This window comes from Paracidovorax wautersii, from assembly GCF_900113035.1.
Lineage (GTDB): Bacteria > Pseudomonadota > Gammaproteobacteria > Burkholderiales > Burkholderiaceae_C > Paracidovorax > Paracidovorax wautersii.
This window is the reverse complement of sequence record NZ_FONX01000028.1, coordinates 1-15862: the sequence shown is the minus strand read 5'-3', so window position 1 is coordinate 15862 and position 15862 is coordinate 1. Positions and strand designations below refer to the sequence as shown.

General features: G+C 57.9%; 19 protein-coding genes. All 19 read right to left on the bottom strand.

Translation table 11 applies throughout. From position 1 onward, the window contains the following. On the bottom strand, nt 1–529 hold a 529-nt coding region (locus BM070_RS24560; RefSeq protein WP_139222940.1), incomplete at its 3' end, for a hypothetical protein. 55 nt (nt 530–584) lie between these two features. Next, nucleotides 585–1010, bottom strand: coding sequence for a hypothetical protein (locus BM070_RS24555; RefSeq protein ID WP_139222939.1), 426 nt, complete (start codon nt 1008–1010; stop codon nt 585–587). Between the two features lie 35 nt (nt 1011–1045). Continuing rightward, the gene (locus tag BM070_RS23135; RefSeq protein WP_092942501.1) at nt 1046–2023 is read right to left on the bottom strand and encodes an ATPase, T2SS/T4P/T4SS family; all 978 of its coding nucleotides are present in this window, start codon (nt 2021–2023) and stop codon (nt 1046–1048) included. Nucleotides 2024–2046: 23 nt separating this feature from the next. Continuing rightward, on the bottom strand, nt 2047–2652 hold the full coding sequence (locus BM070_RS23130) for a prepilin-type N-terminal cleavage/methylation domain-containing protein (protein WP_245785344.1): 606 nt from the start codon (nt 2650–2652) through the stop codon (nt 2047–2049). Between the two features lie 19 nt (nt 2653–2671). Then, nucleotides 2672–3733, bottom strand: a complete 1062-nt coding sequence (locus BM070_RS23125) for a type II secretion system F family protein (RefSeq protein WP_092942498.1) — start codon at nt 3731–3733, stop codon at nt 2672–2674. Between the two features lie 16 nt (nt 3734–3749). Beyond that, the gene (locus tag BM070_RS23120; RefSeq protein ID WP_092942495.1) at nt 3750–5516 is read right to left on the bottom strand and encodes a GspE/PulE family protein; all 1767 of its coding nucleotides are present in this window, start codon (nt 5514–5516) and stop codon (nt 3750–3752) included. Between the two features lie 17 nt (nt 5517–5533). After that, nucleotides 5534–6982, bottom strand: a complete 1449-nt coding sequence (locus BM070_RS24550; protein ID WP_139222938.1) for a type IV pilus inner membrane component PilO — start codon at nt 6980–6982, stop codon at nt 5534–5536. 12 nt (nt 6983–6994) lie between these two features. After that, complete coding sequence (locus BM070_RS23105) at nt 6995–7633, bottom strand: hypothetical protein (protein ID WP_092942486.1); 639 nt, start codon at nt 7631–7633, stop codon at nt 6995–6997. Then, nucleotides 7626–9344, bottom strand: a complete 1719-nt coding sequence (locus BM070_RS23100; protein WP_139222937.1) for a type II secretion system protein GspD — start codon at nt 9342–9344, stop codon at nt 7626–7628. The genes BM070_RS23105 and BM070_RS23100 overlap by 8 nt, the downstream gene beginning before the upstream one ends. Further along, on the bottom strand, nt 9337–9819 hold the full coding sequence (locus BM070_RS23095; protein WP_092942480.1) for a TcpQ domain-containing protein: 483 nt from the start codon (nt 9817–9819) through the stop codon (nt 9337–9339). The genes BM070_RS23100 and BM070_RS23095 overlap by 8 nt, the downstream gene beginning before the upstream one ends. Further along, entirely contained in the window at nt 9819–10262 is a 444-nt protein-coding gene (locus BM070_RS24545; protein ID WP_139222936.1) for a hypothetical protein, read from the bottom strand. Before BM070_RS24545 ends, BM070_RS23095 begins: the two co-directional genes overlap by 1 nt. A gap of 120 nt (nt 10263–10382) precedes the next feature. Beyond that, nucleotides 10383–10691 carry a hypothetical protein gene (locus BM070_RS23090; RefSeq protein WP_092942477.1) on the bottom strand — a complete coding sequence of 103 codons (309 nt, stop codon included), beginning with the start codon at nt 10689–10691 and terminating at the stop codon, nt 10383–10385. Between the two features lie 5 nt (nt 10692–10696). Then, nucleotides 10697–11083 (bottom strand): hypothetical protein, encoded by a 387-nt coding sequence (locus BM070_RS23085; RefSeq protein ID WP_092942474.1) that lies wholly within the window; start codon nt 11081–11083, stop codon nt 10697–10699. 19 nt (nt 11084–11102) lie between these two features. Continuing rightward, entirely contained in the window at nt 11103–11630 is a 528-nt protein-coding gene (locus BM070_RS23080) for a hypothetical protein (protein WP_139222935.1), read from the bottom strand. Nucleotides 11631–11668: 38 nt separating this feature from the next. Continuing rightward, on the bottom strand, nt 11669–12361 hold the full coding sequence (locus BM070_RS23075) for a hypothetical protein (RefSeq protein ID WP_092942468.1): 693 nt from the start codon (nt 12359–12361) through the stop codon (nt 11669–11671). A 19-nt stretch (nt 12362–12380) separates the two neighbouring features. Beyond that, entirely contained in the window at nt 12381–13718 is a 1338-nt protein-coding gene (locus tag BM070_RS24540; protein WP_139222934.1) for a TraB/TrbI/VirB10 family type IV secretion system protein, read from the bottom strand. 1 nt (nt 13719) lies between these two features. Further along, nucleotides 13720–14628, bottom strand: a complete 909-nt coding sequence (locus tag BM070_RS23065) for a DotH/IcmK family type IV secretion protein (RefSeq protein ID WP_092942462.1) — start codon at nt 14626–14628, stop codon at nt 13720–13722. Further along, on the bottom strand, nt 14625–15134 hold the full coding sequence (locus BM070_RS23060; protein WP_092942459.1) for a hypothetical protein: 510 nt from the start codon (nt 15132–15134) through the stop codon (nt 14625–14627). Before BM070_RS23060 ends, BM070_RS23065 begins: the two co-directional genes overlap by 4 nt. After that, nucleotides 15131–15823 (bottom strand): DotI/IcmL/TraM family protein, encoded by a 693-nt coding sequence (locus tag BM070_RS23055; protein ID WP_092942456.1) that lies wholly within the window; start codon nt 15821–15823, stop codon nt 15131–15133. Before BM070_RS23055 ends, BM070_RS23060 begins: the two co-directional genes overlap by 4 nt. Nucleotides 15824–15862 lie beyond the last annotated feature (39 nt).

Here is a 15862-nt window from a genome sequence, read left to right as displayed (position 1 = left end):
CCCCCCCCTGCCCCGCCGCAAAGCCTGCGGCAGTCAATGCTCGGCCAAAAACTCGCCCATCAGCAGGGGCCGCCGGAGCGACACCATCGACTCTGGCGGAAACAACCACCATCTCCACGTTTCCAGTGGAGGCCGGAGGAGATGCGTTGTCGTACTGCAACTTGAGAATTGCGACCCACCGCTCACCGTAGGTGTTGTCCAAAGGAACACTCGACGGCAGCATGTTCATGGTGCGCATCAATGACGTATCGAACGCGCAGCGGTGCAAATTCAGTGACAGCGCAGAAACGCCTCCAGAGCCATCCGCATTTACATTGACCCGGCAGAGCGAGTCTGCGCCCGTCCCGTCTTTCATTGCGGCGATGAACTCTTGGCGCTTCCAGATGAACAAATCGCCCGCGGCAGATTGGAATGCACTGAAATCAGATGCCACCGCCTTGGCCTGCGCTTGATCTGCTTGATCCATGAGCAGTTGAGCGGAACCAGCCGCAACCATCCCGACGATGACCAGCGCCAGCATCGTTTCCATCAGTGCCCAGCCACCCTGAGAACCCCTGCGGCCGCGCCATCTGCTCCACTTCACATCAAGCTCCTTTACACAGAACATCTGCATCTGCCGCTTTCGCCATGCCGTACCCCCCCACGCCCACGAAATCAGGACCCAGCGCGATCGGAGCCGGCGTACTCTCGTCTTCAGGCGGCACAAACAGTGCGCCGACTGCGGCGACGACCTCAGGCCGCAGAACTGGACACGCGGCCCACTTCCCATCCGCCCCTCGTGCCACATACCACCCATCCGGCATCGTCACGTTCATCACCCCAGGGGGGGCAGCAACACGAATGTCTTGCCAGACATAAACCGACCTGTTTGCCGGAGCAGTTCGGCCGTCGAAGTAACTTGCAGCGGCAGATGCGAAGGCGTTGAACACCGTGACTTCCGCGCGTACAGATGCGCTCTGGCTGGCAGCACCGCCGGAGGCGAAGGTGCTGAGCATGGCAACGATAGCCATGGTGACAAGTGCGGGCAGAACCAAGACCCACATATTCATAGCCTCCGCTCAGCCCTGAGGCGCTTTTCTTGATACTCCATCCGGGCAGCATTCAGTTGCATTTGCAACTCACCGGCCATAGCCGCGTATCGCTCCTCGCAGATGTGCTGCACAACTGCCGAGGTGCTTCGGAGCATCTTGACCTCCAACTTGCCCTCGTTGATGTTCTGCCAGACCAGCATCCGAAACTGTTGCGCAAACTGCCCTCGCAACTCTGGCCCGACGTGACTGGCGAACGACGCGATAGCGCTGACAACGTCGCTGGCAAATGACGTGGCCACGACCAGAAAACCTTGATTGGCGGCTTGCACCGCGACTCTCGCCGCCTCTTCCTCTCGGACCTCTCCAAGAAACAAAATCGCCGGCGTCCCTGCAGGCTGTGACCGGAGAACACTGCGCATCGCTCGCGCCCATGGATTGGCGGCACCGTCGTCCTTCACCCAGGTCTGCGTGCAGTACCCTTTCCCATGCCATCCGTTCAGGGGGTTCTCTGGGGGCTGCTCGACGGTATAAGCAACTCCTCCATACTTGGTCAGCCGACTCACGATGGTGCCGCTTGCCGTTGTCGTCTTCCCCATACCAGTAGCACCAGCGACCAAGACGAGCCCGCCCCGCTGGCTTTCCTGCTCCAGCAACGCCTCCTGCACAATTTCTGGGAGCGGTGAAGGCAACGTTTCCAACGTCGGCGCACAGCGCGGCATCTTGCGAAACCGGACCCACGCCCCGTCAACCACATGATCGTCCCTGTGGCCGCGCCAGAACGAGCCATCCGGCATCATCAACGTCGCATCAACCTGGCCCGTCTGGGTGAACTGAGTCACCAAACTGGTTATGTACGGAATCAGGCTTTCCTCGACCCGGGCGGGGCCAGGAAAGCTGATTGAGTCACCCACCTTATCAACAGCAGCATGGATGTCGGTGATCTGCGCCAGGACATCAGCGCAGACATGCGGGAACGGAAGCACTTCAACCATGAAAGGTGGGCACGAGCGAATTTTCAGAAGCGGAACTGCGCGGCAATGATCGGATTCGAGGCGCTGCAACCCGTCGTCAGGCCAGACTGCGTGATCGTCGCGCCGCTCTTGTACAAAGAGCCGCCGGAAATTGCACCTCCTGCTGCGGCTGCATCCGCGCCGATCCGAATTGCATTTGCGACAGGCGACAACCGCGCCACCAGCGAAGCACAGTCGTCTTGTTGGATCGGGAACGTCGATCCACCAATCGTGAGAGCAAAGGACGTCGCACTACCGTTGATGGACATGACGTTGCCCCATCCATCCTTGAGGTTGGTGCCGTCGTAGTTGAGAGGGGACCGGATGAGCGAGAGCTTGTTGATCTCCGCCGCGGAGACAGTCGCGAACGAATTGGAGGTACGCCAGTTCTTTTGAATATCGGCGACCATCATCATGATCTTGTCACCGACATCGTTGGCCCCCACGGTGCCGCGCAACCCCGTGAAAGTCACGAAAAGGCCCGCGACAATGATGCCCACGACGGCCAAAGCCAGGAGCAATTCACCGAGCGCGAAACCGCGCTGCCCACGCATGGCCAAGCGCGACACGCGCACCACTTGATTTTTCGACAAAACGATGTCCATCTTCATTTCCACACTCCTTTAAAAATTAACGCACAGATCGAACAATTCCAGTCACCGTCAAACCGATCCACCCAATATTCGCGGCAACCAAAAGCAAAAGAGCGAAATTAATCATTGCCGCAACGCGCCCCGTTCTCTTCAACGCATACTGGACGAATTCCGTAGATATCATTTCCAGCGCCACCCCAAAGTCAGAACTCCGGCCATAACAACGAATGATCCACTGCCAAGATTCGGGAATAAGCTTCGAGGCAACCAGAGCGTCGTAGTCATAGGCCCCGCCCCTCATTGCACCCTTAATTCGTTTAAAGCGACTCGCCATGTACGGATTGGCTCCGGCTGCAACTATCTGAATAGCCTCAACAAATGGGGCACCCACCTTCACAAAACCACTGACGCTCATAAGCAGCGCCGATGCATTCATCAATCGCACAGTCGTAAATGGCCAAACCCTCCTATCGGCAAACTCCCTGCCACTCGATTTCCAATTTTTCAAAAGATATAAAAAAATGAACCATCCAACAATAACGAACACAACGAACAGGCAAGCAATGATGATCATGTGATCTGCTACCCATCCATAAGTCTGCGCATAGCCAGGCCACGTATACCTCGGACTCGCAGTTTGCATCTTTGGCAGCAGAGCAACAGAAAAGAAAATATTGATGAGCGTGATACAGAGAAAATAAATCCCCGAAATCGCCAAAGACTTCTGCACCAACCCCAGCAATGCATCAGATGAGGCAACATAAGCTGCCGCCTGGCTCAAACCACGAGAGACATCCCCGCGCTCCTCGCCGGCCTTGATCATCATTGCCTCGTTCGGCGGCACAAGTCCTTTCAGCGAGTCACCAAGTCTCAACGAATCGATCTCGACGCCCCCCTTGGCCCCCCGCATACGCATGATTAACTGTTTGACGACTGGCTCCATCGGATGGCCGATCGACTTGAACTCGCCATGCATGTCTTTAAGCACGACAGGAACGGTTAATCCAGACTCTTTCGACGTCATAGATGCGAGAACCTCGTACCACTCACGCCTCCTTGCTGCAGTGATACGAATTCTTTTAGAGAACGGGATCGACATAGCTCTTACCTCCCACCTAGCTCACAGTAGGAATATCAATGGGCTTCAGCTCCGCCTCAATGTCCCGAGGGTCGATCAACCCCTTCTTCATGGCTGCAATACCGTGCGCCAGTGCGGTGGGGCTCTGACCCCATTCAGCACGAACCCCTAGCGAACGCTCCCAGTATTGCTTAGCCTCAGCGTCTCTCTTTTCACGGATCAGTTCGAGGAACTTGTCATCCGGCTTCAGCACCTCGGCAATCGGCATTCGCCCCACATAACCTGAGAAGTGACAACGCTCACAGCCAGCAGCGTTGGCAATTCGAATGTCATCCTCGTCAAGCGACAACACTTTGCTGAGGCGACCTTTCAATGGATTCGAAAGCACATTCGTATTCCAAACATCGATCAGCTTCAAGGCGCAATGAGGACATACGACGGGGAGTAATCGCTGATAGACGACACCTGCAATGAAGCCGTTCATCGCAAGCAGTCCACGGGGAATACCAAGTTCAAGCAGTCTAGAAAATGCTCCAACGGCCTCGTACACGTGAAGCGTCGTCAGAATTTTGTGCCCCGCCAGAATCAGAGACTTTGTTGTCTCAGCAGCAGCTTCCCCGCGAATCTCGCCCACGACGACAGCATCGGGATCTTGGCGAAGAGTTGCCTTCAAGAAATGCTCGAAGTCTGCTTCTGACGCGGCCATCTGGCATGCGCCGACCATCTCATACTCAACGGGATTCTCGATCGTCGAAATTTTGATCGTAGGACCACGAACAGAGCGGATGTGCTCAACCATCGATTGGAGAGACGAAGACTTCCCGCTGTTTGTCGGGCCCACCACCAGTACGACGCCAGAGCCCCCTGTGAGCATCTCGAAAATCTGGTCTTTCTGCTCAGGCGTATAGAGCACATCTTCCAACCTGCGAAATCCGCCCGATCGCTTAGGAGGCCGCAAGAGTCGCATCACAACTTGCACATTCCCTGCCGGGTGAATAGGTGCAGAGTGGAACCGAACATGCATCTCTCCACCATCTTCACCAGGAAGATCCACTGAGAACGCAGCATCTTGGATGGCACGCTTATTCCAACTACCTGTCCTCGACTGATCCTTCGACTGCCAGTTGAAGAGAAAATTAGCGACAGCATCGAAGGTGCGCATCGACATGTCGCCCATCCGAAGCCGCTTACCGTGAATGCGGTAAAGCACCTCGACCAGGTCGCCGCGCGTCTCGATATGGATATCAGATGCACCACGGGTCTCGGCATCGATCAAAAGCGCCTTTGCACGCTTTTCGACGTCCGACTCGGTCAGCGTCTCGACCGAGAGGCGTGAGCTTCCCTGCTCGTTCATCATGCGAACGATGTCCAGAGAGGCCCAGAGGTATGTCACCGTATAGCGAGGGGGCTGTGAACGCAGTCGCGCCATGACCTCCGCCAACATCCGGCTGGAGGTCTTCTCCACTGCGAGCACACAAACGACATTCCCTCGCCGATTGATAATCGCCGCAAAGGACTCGGCATGCACGGCACTGAGAGGATTAACCTCCAGTGCCGTGATATCCAAAAACTCACCTTCCGGAATATCTGCCTGTTTGGAGATGACTTTCGGCTCTCCAGATGGCTGGGCTTGCGAAAGCTCCGGGATCTCAGCCGGTGATGCATCCAATCGAGGAGGCGGCGACTCCACACGGATCTCGCCGCGGGCAATATCCACCTGGCGCGCCCGCTCATCCGGGAGCCCGGGTCTCTTGATACCGGCTGCCTGCAGAGCACGCATTACGTAAGGTGTACGAACAGTCATCGAAGAACTCCTTGGAATCAGCCTGGCAGGTGCAGCACCGCAGTCACGGTCACAGATGCCTTCTTCAGGACCGGGTCACGCCACTCAACCTTCTTGAGGTCCACAGCGAAGCTGTCCAACATTCGAATAGCAGGCTCTGCCATGAGGACATCCATGTGCCCCTGAGCCGTAAAGCTGATCGCGGCACGCTCGCCGATCCTCGTAGACTCAAGACCACCAGGACCCGTTAGATCTTTCGGCGGAGTCATCACTAACGGTGTAAACGGCTCCATTTGCAGAGTTCGCATGCGAACTCCTGCCCAATCCAGGATGGCCATCCGCACAGCATCGCCCTTGATCGCGCGCGCTGGAGAACCAGCGATGACTGGATCAAGATCGAAGCGTGAGATAGCGGGATTGTTTGGCTCGTACTTGTCCACAATGCCAGGCAATGCAGCCCTATCTGCCAGCCGGACAGAGGGCAGGCCAGGGGCCCACTCAACGGTGGCGGACCGAGCGGCGAAATCGCATTCCAGCCGACTGGGCACGTATCCATAAAGGGAGATAGGCAGAGAGGATCGCACCGCGTTGCACGCATTCCATTGAGGAAGTGCTGCATTCACACGGCCGAATTTCTTTCTTTCTGCTGCCAAATCAGTCTCAAATTGGGCTCGTAGCCTCTGCAAGCGAGCCGCCTCTTCCGCTTGCGCCGCACTGGAGCGGATGGACTCCTGAAGAAGCGCCTGCGCAGCTTTCCGATCCGAGAGGCGTTCCCGATAGAGGTACCCCGCTACAGCCAGGCCTGCCACAGCTATCAGGCCGGTCAAGATCAGAGAAAAACGCAGCCAGTTGAAACGCTTGGCGCGAAGACGGTACTTCGACAAAGCGGAAGTAGCCGCCTTGTTGGATGCACCGCTTCCTGCAATATGCGCGACAGCAGCATCAAGGGCTTGCTCGATCGTGTACGCATCCGATTGGGACTGACCAATCCTTACAGGCGCATTCGCCCCGACGAAGTGATATGCCTCGCTGTACTGGCGATTGGCTTCTGCTTTGTCTTCGTAGACCCCATCGAACAAAGGGCTCGGCAAGCCATCGTTGATGTGGCAAACCCAATAGAGGTCCGTACCCGGGATCTTCGTGTGAATGAGAGCGTCTGGATACAACGATCCAAGGACTGCACCAGCGACAAGGAGACCTTCCGCAGCACGCTCCGCCAACCCGAGAGTGGGAGCATCGCCTGAGACGGTACTGCCCACATAGAACGATTTCTCTCGCCCAGCCCTCTTAAGCGCTCCCGCCTCGCCGTCACGCTCCTCCGACCACTGCAGACCAACTGCGAACTTTCGCCCCCCGTGATCGAAATGCGTGGAATGCGCGCCGGACGACGACAAATCAGCTTGTGGTTTGCTGTCCAGCTCCAAGTCGCCGCCATCATTAGGCACCAAGCGCGTGACCTGACGCTTACGCCAAAAGAGAAGGTTCACGCCGTCACCCACCTACTTCGATGCAGGTTGCGCAGCCGCGGCGCGCGATGAACCAGCAGCTGTTTGCTGGCCCGACGATCCACCAGAGATCTGGGGCCACGCCCCAAGACTCCCTCCTGCCATGGCAGGAGGATTCTGGAGCAACGCGGGAGGGATCGGGAACGCGCCAACGGGGGTGCCCGGCGTACCTGGCACTCCAGCAGCAACGCTGCCGACTTGAATTTGCTGCGCCCCAGCCATGAATTCGAGCGGCATCAGTACCGGCTCCTTGGCTTTCTTCCCCTTACCAGTTGCCCCCGTGGCAGAAGACGGCTGAACTGCCACGACGACTTCGCGCGGCGTGATCGCAACGACACGCATCTGGGAGTTGATGACATCGCCCTCCCCATAGGTAAGCGCCACCCCGTTGGGCAACATCAGCTTGGCCTTGCTCTGCTCACCAAATGAAATGACCGACACGACGCGCGGCACGCGTGAGAGGATTGGATCAACACCAATGGAGTCCTGCAGCTTCTTGCGCTTGGCGACGAGGTCGATCTGGGCATCCAGCATCAGCGACTCATCAGCAATAGTCTGTTGAGCCTGAGCACTCAAGCACAGAACATTAAATACCGCCATGACGACGATCGCCACGTGGACACGCTTAGCCATTACGACGACCTCCACTGACCTGCATAACGATCACATTCATTTTTCGTTCGCCTCGACCAACGCCGCTGACTCCGCCAACCCCAAATGCTGTGCTGGAAGAATCACGGCGCTGATCGTTCGCAAACAGCACGATCACCTCGCCATCACGCACATACGCCTGGTTCTGCAGGGATTGGCGCGATATTTGCGGTGTTTGAATCGTTGAGCCGCCACTACTTACTTGGGTAAGCACCATCGAGCTGATCTCCATTTGATATTCGAGCAATATCCTGGAGTCGCCCGTGATGGTCGGAGTCATGTTTCCGGTCAGACCCACCACCTTGGAACCCGGTTGAAGAGACACGCTAGTGCCGACGGTTGGGGTGGTGTTGGTTTGACTAGATGCAAGATAGGTGATTTCGTCGCCCACCTGAAACGGAGAAGGCTGACCATTGATCGCAATCACCTGCGTTTTCGTCTCCAGCCCGACGTTGCCGTATTGAGCCAGCGCCTCGGCAACGATAGACGAGCCATTCCACTTCGAGGCGGAGTCGGAGATCGAGAAGGTTGCGCTGCCAGGTTTACCCAGAGCCGGCTGCAACGGGGCACCGCCCACGATGCTCAGGCCATTCTTGTTAAGCTGGCGATACAACAGATCCAAACTGAAGCCTGCCTGCACGTTGTCATCCAACGTCACCGACAGCACCTGGATATCAACCAACACGTTTTGCGAGAAGCGCGCATTGACCGAGTTCACGAAGGCAGCAATGCGCTCTACCGCCTGAGGCCGAGCGGTAACAGTCAGCATACCGAGTTCGGGTGCGGCAGAGGCCGTCCCATCTGCACCAGCTGCCGTCAACGAACGACCTCCCGAAGCATCAGCTCCTGGGCCACCTCGCTGAGCTGCAGAGGCTGGCGCGGGACCAGATGCCGTCAGAATGGAACCCACCGTATTCATGACCGACGTCCAGGGGTCAATGGTCTTCTGCTGAGAGACCGAAACATTCCCAGCGCCCGACCCACCGCCGGAAGATCCACCAGAGCCCCCCCCGCCAGAGGCACCACCGCCAGAGCCGCCCGAGCCGCCGCCGCTACTGCCGGCCAGTGAAATGGTCGCGCTCACACTCTTCGACCCGGCCGGAAGATGAAGATTCAGGACGCGGGTTTCATAACGGAAAAAGGTGACTGTGTTGGTCGAGGCGCTGTAACGCCACGATGTTTGATTCCGCGCACCCAACTCATCAAGGAGCCCGCGCAGGGTGCCCGAATAATCGATCTCGACGGTGCCACCGATCTTTCCTGCGCCGACCATCGGCTGGCTTTGCATCAAGGGGCTTGTCGCCACACCGTTGGCGCCGCCCTGAGGTTGCGCCTGCTGCTGAAGAACCTCAAAGCCCCGAATGCCGATTCCAGCGGTCGATGAGATCGCTTCGAGCACTTCGCTGAAACCCTGCACACCATGGGTCGAGTAGCTCATGGGAGTGGCGAACTTCCCAGGCAGCGTATACATAGACCGAAGCACGACCTCTTCGCCGGATATCCGTGGGCGCTTGCTGCGCTGCACTGCCATCGAGGTGGCAGACTCCACATTCTCATCACGGTATTGCTCGGCCTTCACTCTGACCTTCTCCGCGTTGATCTTGGGTCGATCCAACGCAGCACAACCAGCAAGCGCGATTGCGAAAGGCACGGCAATAGCCGCAACGCGTACCAGATGGATAACCTTAGTCACCGAACGCCTCCTCGTTGCTGACGACGTCGGTGTTGATCACTTCCATGATCCGATTTCCATCAGCGATTTCCAAACGCACCGGACGACGCTCATCGCGCAAGATCGTCACCACATCGGCAATCGCCTGGGTTACGTCTTTCGCCTCGATAGTGGTGTCACCCAGGACCTTCCAGCTGCGATCGGGGTACCAGATCAGCTCCCAACCTGCAGCAGTGGCCCACGCCTGCAGGGCCACGTGCACCAGTTCGCCCTTTTTGAGCACGAATGCCGGCACAGAGGGGGGGGACGCCGCTGCAGGCGCAGTCTGGCCAGCCTTATTGAGATATGAAGCAAAGGAACCAGTCCCCGCTTTCAGTACCTCGGGCTTCTGTGCGGCGGGGACCACGGGCCCGCGCGTAGCAATGACTTGTTGTTCCGCAGCAGCTCCTGCGGAAATGAATACCGCGACAACTGCCACGGCCATGGGAATGCGCATCACTTTGCTCCAGCCTTCTGATCAGCGCTACGCCGAATGACATAGCCCTTCTCTTCCGCAAAACGCTCACCGACCAGTTGGTAGTGAGCGAGGAAAGCCGATAAGGCCTCCTCTTGATCCTTGCCCTCAAAGACCATCGCATCACCCGCTACAAGATCCCCCGCCATCCATGCAGGAGTCCAGCCAAATTGCGATAGAAATGTGGCGAGTTCATCTTTCAGAACCGATCCGCGCGCCACCTTAAATTTCACCGTGTCGGACAGAACGGGACTACGCGCCGCATCCACGGGGATGGACACTACCGCCCCAGGGGGCAGTACAGAAACGGGCTGCGGTTTCGGCAATGGCTTGACCGAGATAGTGAACCCCGCATGCGCAGAGGTCGCCACCAGCGCGCCAATCGCCGCCATAGCAACCACGATTGATGAGACTTGTTTCCGCATGAATAGGGGATATTTCTATGGTGGTTAATGTACAGCGGTTGCCATGTGCCGACAAGAACAACCAGCTAAAAATCACCACATACCTGATGTCGGGCTGCGCGGTCCGTGGCGAAGCCACCGCTACGCGCTGGCTGGACGAATGAACCCGATCAGGTAGAGAAGAATGAGGCCAGCGACGGCAATGGCACCGCCGCCGCTGACCATCCACCAGCCGACGCGGCGTGAGGAGCCACCCATTCCAGCAGCAGACTCACGCCCTTCCCTAGCCACTTGCGCGATGCCCGCGCAGAAGAGCGCGAAACCGAGCACCGGAAGGAAAATCAGCACGATTTCGGTGACGTTTGAGATATTCGTGGCCTGATCAGACAGCCACTTGTTGACGTCAGCCGACGTGTACTCGGGAATCTTTCCCGAGGTCGATCCAGCCATCGGCGTCAGCCCGCTGCGCCTGTGAACGCGCCGACGATCCACATGAACAGCGCCATGCCGCCCCCCAGAGCACCTCCAGCGATGATCATGATCCAGCCTGGCTTGGCTTCCTTGCGGCCCTCGCTTCGCGCGGCAGCCGCAACCCAGATGATTCCCCAGACAAAGAAAACCAAGCCCAGGACCATGGCGGCGATGCCGATCATGAAACCGAAGTTGTCGGCCGCGTTCTTGCCGGTATCGCGCATCGCCTTCGTGTCGATCGCCTTGGCAGAGTTCACACGATCAGTGAACTCGACCGCAGATGCGGCACCGCTCATGACGAGCATCGCCGTCGTCAACACTCGGGCCACAGCGTCCCGCGCAAAGTTATTGATTTTTCCCGCTTTCGTCATTACATAGCTCCTCTATAAATCACAAGTTGTTGATGAACCTTGCCAAACCCATTCCCGTCACACCACTGATCAATCCCAAAGTTTGCTGAATGAAGACCAGCGCCAGCCCAGCGAAGCCGAACCAGAACACGCCGTAGTAAGACTCTCCTGGCTGCGGCTTGCCCGTGGATAGCCGGTCGGCCAACCGAATCGCATGAACAAACGCCGTGGCGCCAATGAACTGCAAAATCCACATGAATGCACCCATCGCCACCTTGGCCAGGTTGTTCTCCGACTGACCCACATAGAGCAGAACGGAGGCGCTCTGGAACTCGCCGAAGATGCCCTTGCCGTATGCCCCGATCAGTTCGGCCGACACAGCCAGCACCCCTCCAAATAGCGCATGCCCTAAGTTTTGGACACCGGTGAAATCACCCCGCCCTCTCGCTGTGTCCATTTGCCGCCAAATCGCATTCACGACCATAAGAAGCCCGCCCAGAAGGCATAGGGCGTACAGGATCGTGAAACCAGCCGGGACAAATCCACCGAGGGTGACAATGAATTGCACTGGATCAGGACTACCCTGCCCATCAAGTCCGAACCGGCTCACTCGAACACACTCCCGTCTGAAAGGGTCACCTGCCGGCGATCAGCCCGCACGCTAATGACCGACAGTCCTTTCCACTTATCGCCCTTTCGCACAGTCCGCTCGACTCCGTCGCGATCTCGCAGCCGAGCGAGGCCATTGCCGATGCTGACGATTTCAGCGTCGTCACGCAGGTACATCTCCAACTCGAACGTTTGCTGATCGGCAACTCGCTTGGCCAGCGTCTTGATATTGGCGTTCGAACCGTCAATATCACGGCGAAGCTCTTCCGTGCGCCGATAGAGTGCTTGCACATCCTGCGACCCACCCGCAGTCTTCTCCAGGCTCTGCAGGACCTCCGCCATCTGCGCCTGTACCTGTTTGACTTTGAGCTGCAACGCCTCCATCTCCGCCCGCATCTCGGCATTGGCCCGGGACTCCCCACCAGCCACCACGGCGGCCTGTGCTTGCGCCCGTTGCTCAGGCGTCACCTGTGCCGCCAGCCCTTCAGTCGCCCTCCCCCGTACCGCATAGGCCGCAACACCGACCACCACGAAGAAAAGGAGCACCCCACAGCCCACGAGCACAAGGTTCTGCTCTATCCAGGACTTCTCGGATTTGTTTGTCGATCCATCCCCAGTCCCTTGAGGCAGATCCTCTTCCACATCTGCAAGACTGAGGTCGTGGTCGATGAGCGCAGGATCAGGGGGCATGCCGAACGGGTCACTTGGTCTATTCATTTGGCACCACCTTCACATCACCCATGAACTGGATACCCAGCAACGTCGTTTTTTCCAACCGCATCGTTGCGGTCCGATTAACACCTGTGGAGAGATCCTTGGCCACGATGTCCATACTCCCCTCCAGGACGCCCGCGATACGGGCAGTACGCTTTTCTTCAGCGCTTAGCGGCTCGATCGCCGTAGACGTCGAGGTCCCAGTCGTCAAGGTGGTGGAGCCACGAGCTGAAATAAAGCCTTTCTCGGTCTTCGCCAAACTCAACAAGGCGCTTGATCCCAGCCGCGTCATCCAATGTCGGTTCACCGAATCAGCGACACCCGGACTTCCTTCCTTCGCGATGTTCACGGCCATGGCCTCCACCGCACTAGCGAGCTTCCAACCCTTTTTGGGGTCCAGAGTGATGTTCGTAAAGTGGATAGTGAAGTCGTCAGGACTTTTCACTACCTGACCACGAGCACGTGCGCCCGTAAGCACTCCACATTCAACAATCTCAAAGAAGACAGGCACCGCATAATCTGTGTCGATTGCCGACTCCGGCGTAGCACCGCAGACGTCGCCTGCACGCGCAGCAATCTGCTCCTTTGCTGCCACCTTATCCAAGGCCTGAACCACAGCCACACCACCCTGCCCCGATGCCGTGGCACTGGACTTCATTTCCGCCCCCGAAGCAGGCGGCTTGCTAATGATCCCGTTGGCAGACCAGCTATAGACAGGACGGCTAGATCCAACACTCTTAAGTTGCCCAGCAACCTGCGCAAATTCCTGCTCAGTCAACCCGTAAGGACCCTGCCCAGCCTGACCGGTTGAGGCTTGCCCCCCACCAGCACCAGCCCTAGCGCCGGAGGTCGAGGCAGCACCCGCAGTGCCACCCTGTGTACGACGCTCCGCCGCGTCATACTCGGCTGCCTTCTCACGCAGCGCCACGAAAATGGGGCCCGTCTTCTGCACGTTCGCAGCTGGCTTCTCATCGAATCCCGCAACCTCGTTGCGCTGCTGCTTTTCTGCACCTTCGAAAACGAAGGGGCCAGCAAAGGATGTACCGGTCGCCTTAGCCGCCGCCGAGTCTTCATCAGCCTTCTGAGCTACTGCAGCAGCAGTTGCCGCATCCGTAGCGCCACGAGGCGCGGGCCCACCACCCCCATAGCCCTCAGCACTTGCCACACCGGCTTTTGCCGTTCCGCCGCGCAGGCTATGAATCGCAGCGCCGCCAAGACCAATTACCGCCAAGACAAGGACAACAACACCGATCTTGGCCGCAGGGCTTGACCACGCCTGACGAAGGTTCTGCTTCGCCAACTTCACACCTTGGGACTTCTTCGCTTCGCTCATCTCAGTCCCCAATCCCTATAGCAACGATCGCCCCATCTTGAATAGCATTGACCACGCTGGGGATTTGATCGAAACGGTAGACATTTGCCCCTGCGGCGCTGCCGGCGTACATCCTGAATGCCGGAGAGTGGATAGACAACGGCGTGCGAATGTATAGGCGACCTTGGTACATCCAAGCGTCAACTGAGCGTTGCGTTGTCTTCACCTTCAGCGCCGCCTTCGGGGGCTCGCCATCGAGAAAAAGTCCGACAACGTCGTCGTTTTCAATGGCTCCGGACTGCACGGCACTCACCGTAGCAGCGGGGTTCCTTGCTTGGACCTGAGCCTCCACCTGGCCATCGACTTCCAGCGACAGCCCGTACACCAAAGCAAATGTCACCGTGCTATTCAGGCCCTCAAGAAGAACCGTGATCGAGCCTCGGCCGTGGCGGATAGCATCTCCCGCCCCTGCGGGCCGGAAGATCACCATGTTCTCGTGCCTCGTCGTCGCCAAGTAACCTGGCGCAAGAACGTCTGCCACACGCCATGGGCTTCCCAACGAGTCAGTGAAGACGAGAGCACCACTGTTTTCAGCATTTAAACGAAGCTCGGGCACATCGGAATCCGGAGCGAGCCCCACTGCTACACGACGCCGCACAACCCGGGCTGCTTGCTGGTACACGCCGGACTTACTGCGGTCATAACCGTCGATGGCGCCGCGATACTCATCCATCTCAGCTTCTCTGTACTGCAACCGAAGTGAATCACGCATGACACCGCGGCGCGCGGCCTTCGCCTCGCCCGCAGACTGGAGATCCTGCATGCCACCTACCGGCGGATTCTTCGGCTGTTGCTGCGAATGACCAGCAGCGGCACTCATCGCCATAGCCAGCACGACAATGCTTCGCGCAAATTGACTCACTTGCATCATCGTGCACCCTCGTAACGGATCGAGCTAATCCGGTACGCTGGACGACCACTGACGGTGACTTGCAATACCGTCCCGGAAACTTTCGCATCCTTCGACAGCCCAACCGGCGTACAACCAACCCCCGGGCTCGTACACCGGCTCCACTGGAGTTTCATGGTGCCGGACACGTCGTACTCATCCAGGCCGTCAGCGCCAGCCCTCCGCGCCACCTGCAAAGCGGCCACAGGAAGCTCTGCTCGCACAGCAGCGCCCTTCCCCACCACTTCAGCAACCAGCCCAGTCCGCTCCAATTCTGATATCAGCGAAGCACGCCCTTCAGGCGTGAAATGCATGAACACCAAGCTGACGTCTTCAACCACGCGGTTTGCGCTAAACGTCATCCCACCCGCAGAAGCAACGGAGAACACCTCCTTGGCATCCGCCTCAGCAGCACATACCCGAAACGACATGCCTGCGGCCAGCACAAGCACCGTCAAGCTCCTTGATGTCGGCGTGATGGCCATCATCGCAACCCCGCACTCTTTTCGACGATTTGGTTGATGCCGAGCCCCACAGGGTTGTAGGCGTTGCGCACGACACGGTAGACCTCTACCTCATACACCTTTTCATTTGTCCCACGGGGCGTATCACCCTGGCGAAAGGTGCGACGCACCGGGACCTGGACCACCCACTTGTAGCCCTCGGGAACCGGCCCCGAGGCGGCAAGAATTGGCTGTCCATTTGACTGACTAGAAACACGAAAGAAGTTCTGCCGAACCGTTGCCACCCGATCGTTAAGCCAGTCAACCTCTAAGAACTTCTTGCGAAACTGAGGGGTCAGGCAACGGTTAGCCATACGCGACAGATCACGATCAAACGTGTCATGCGCAAACGTATCCAGATCAAGAATGCACTCCTTCGTGAAGTCGAGCACAGTGTTGGTGGTGATCAGCGGTTCGTCTTGGACTTGTGCCTCACATATCGCTTTGGCGTTGTCCGTATAGATGTATTTCTCCATCGGGAACATCTTGACCACGGTGATCGCAGCCCCAACCCCCGCCGTGACCACCACAAGCAGCCCCATCAGGGCAATACGCGCAGTGTTCTGCGCCTGCTGACGACTGTTGGTTTCAGCAAGGAGGCGCCGCCTCACTTCCAACAAGACCTGCCCGTCCTGGAGCAGCTGAGCCCCGTCCCGCTCTTCTTTTCCGGTCATATCGCTCAAAAGGCCTAATGTCTTAGTGGTTTTTCAAAA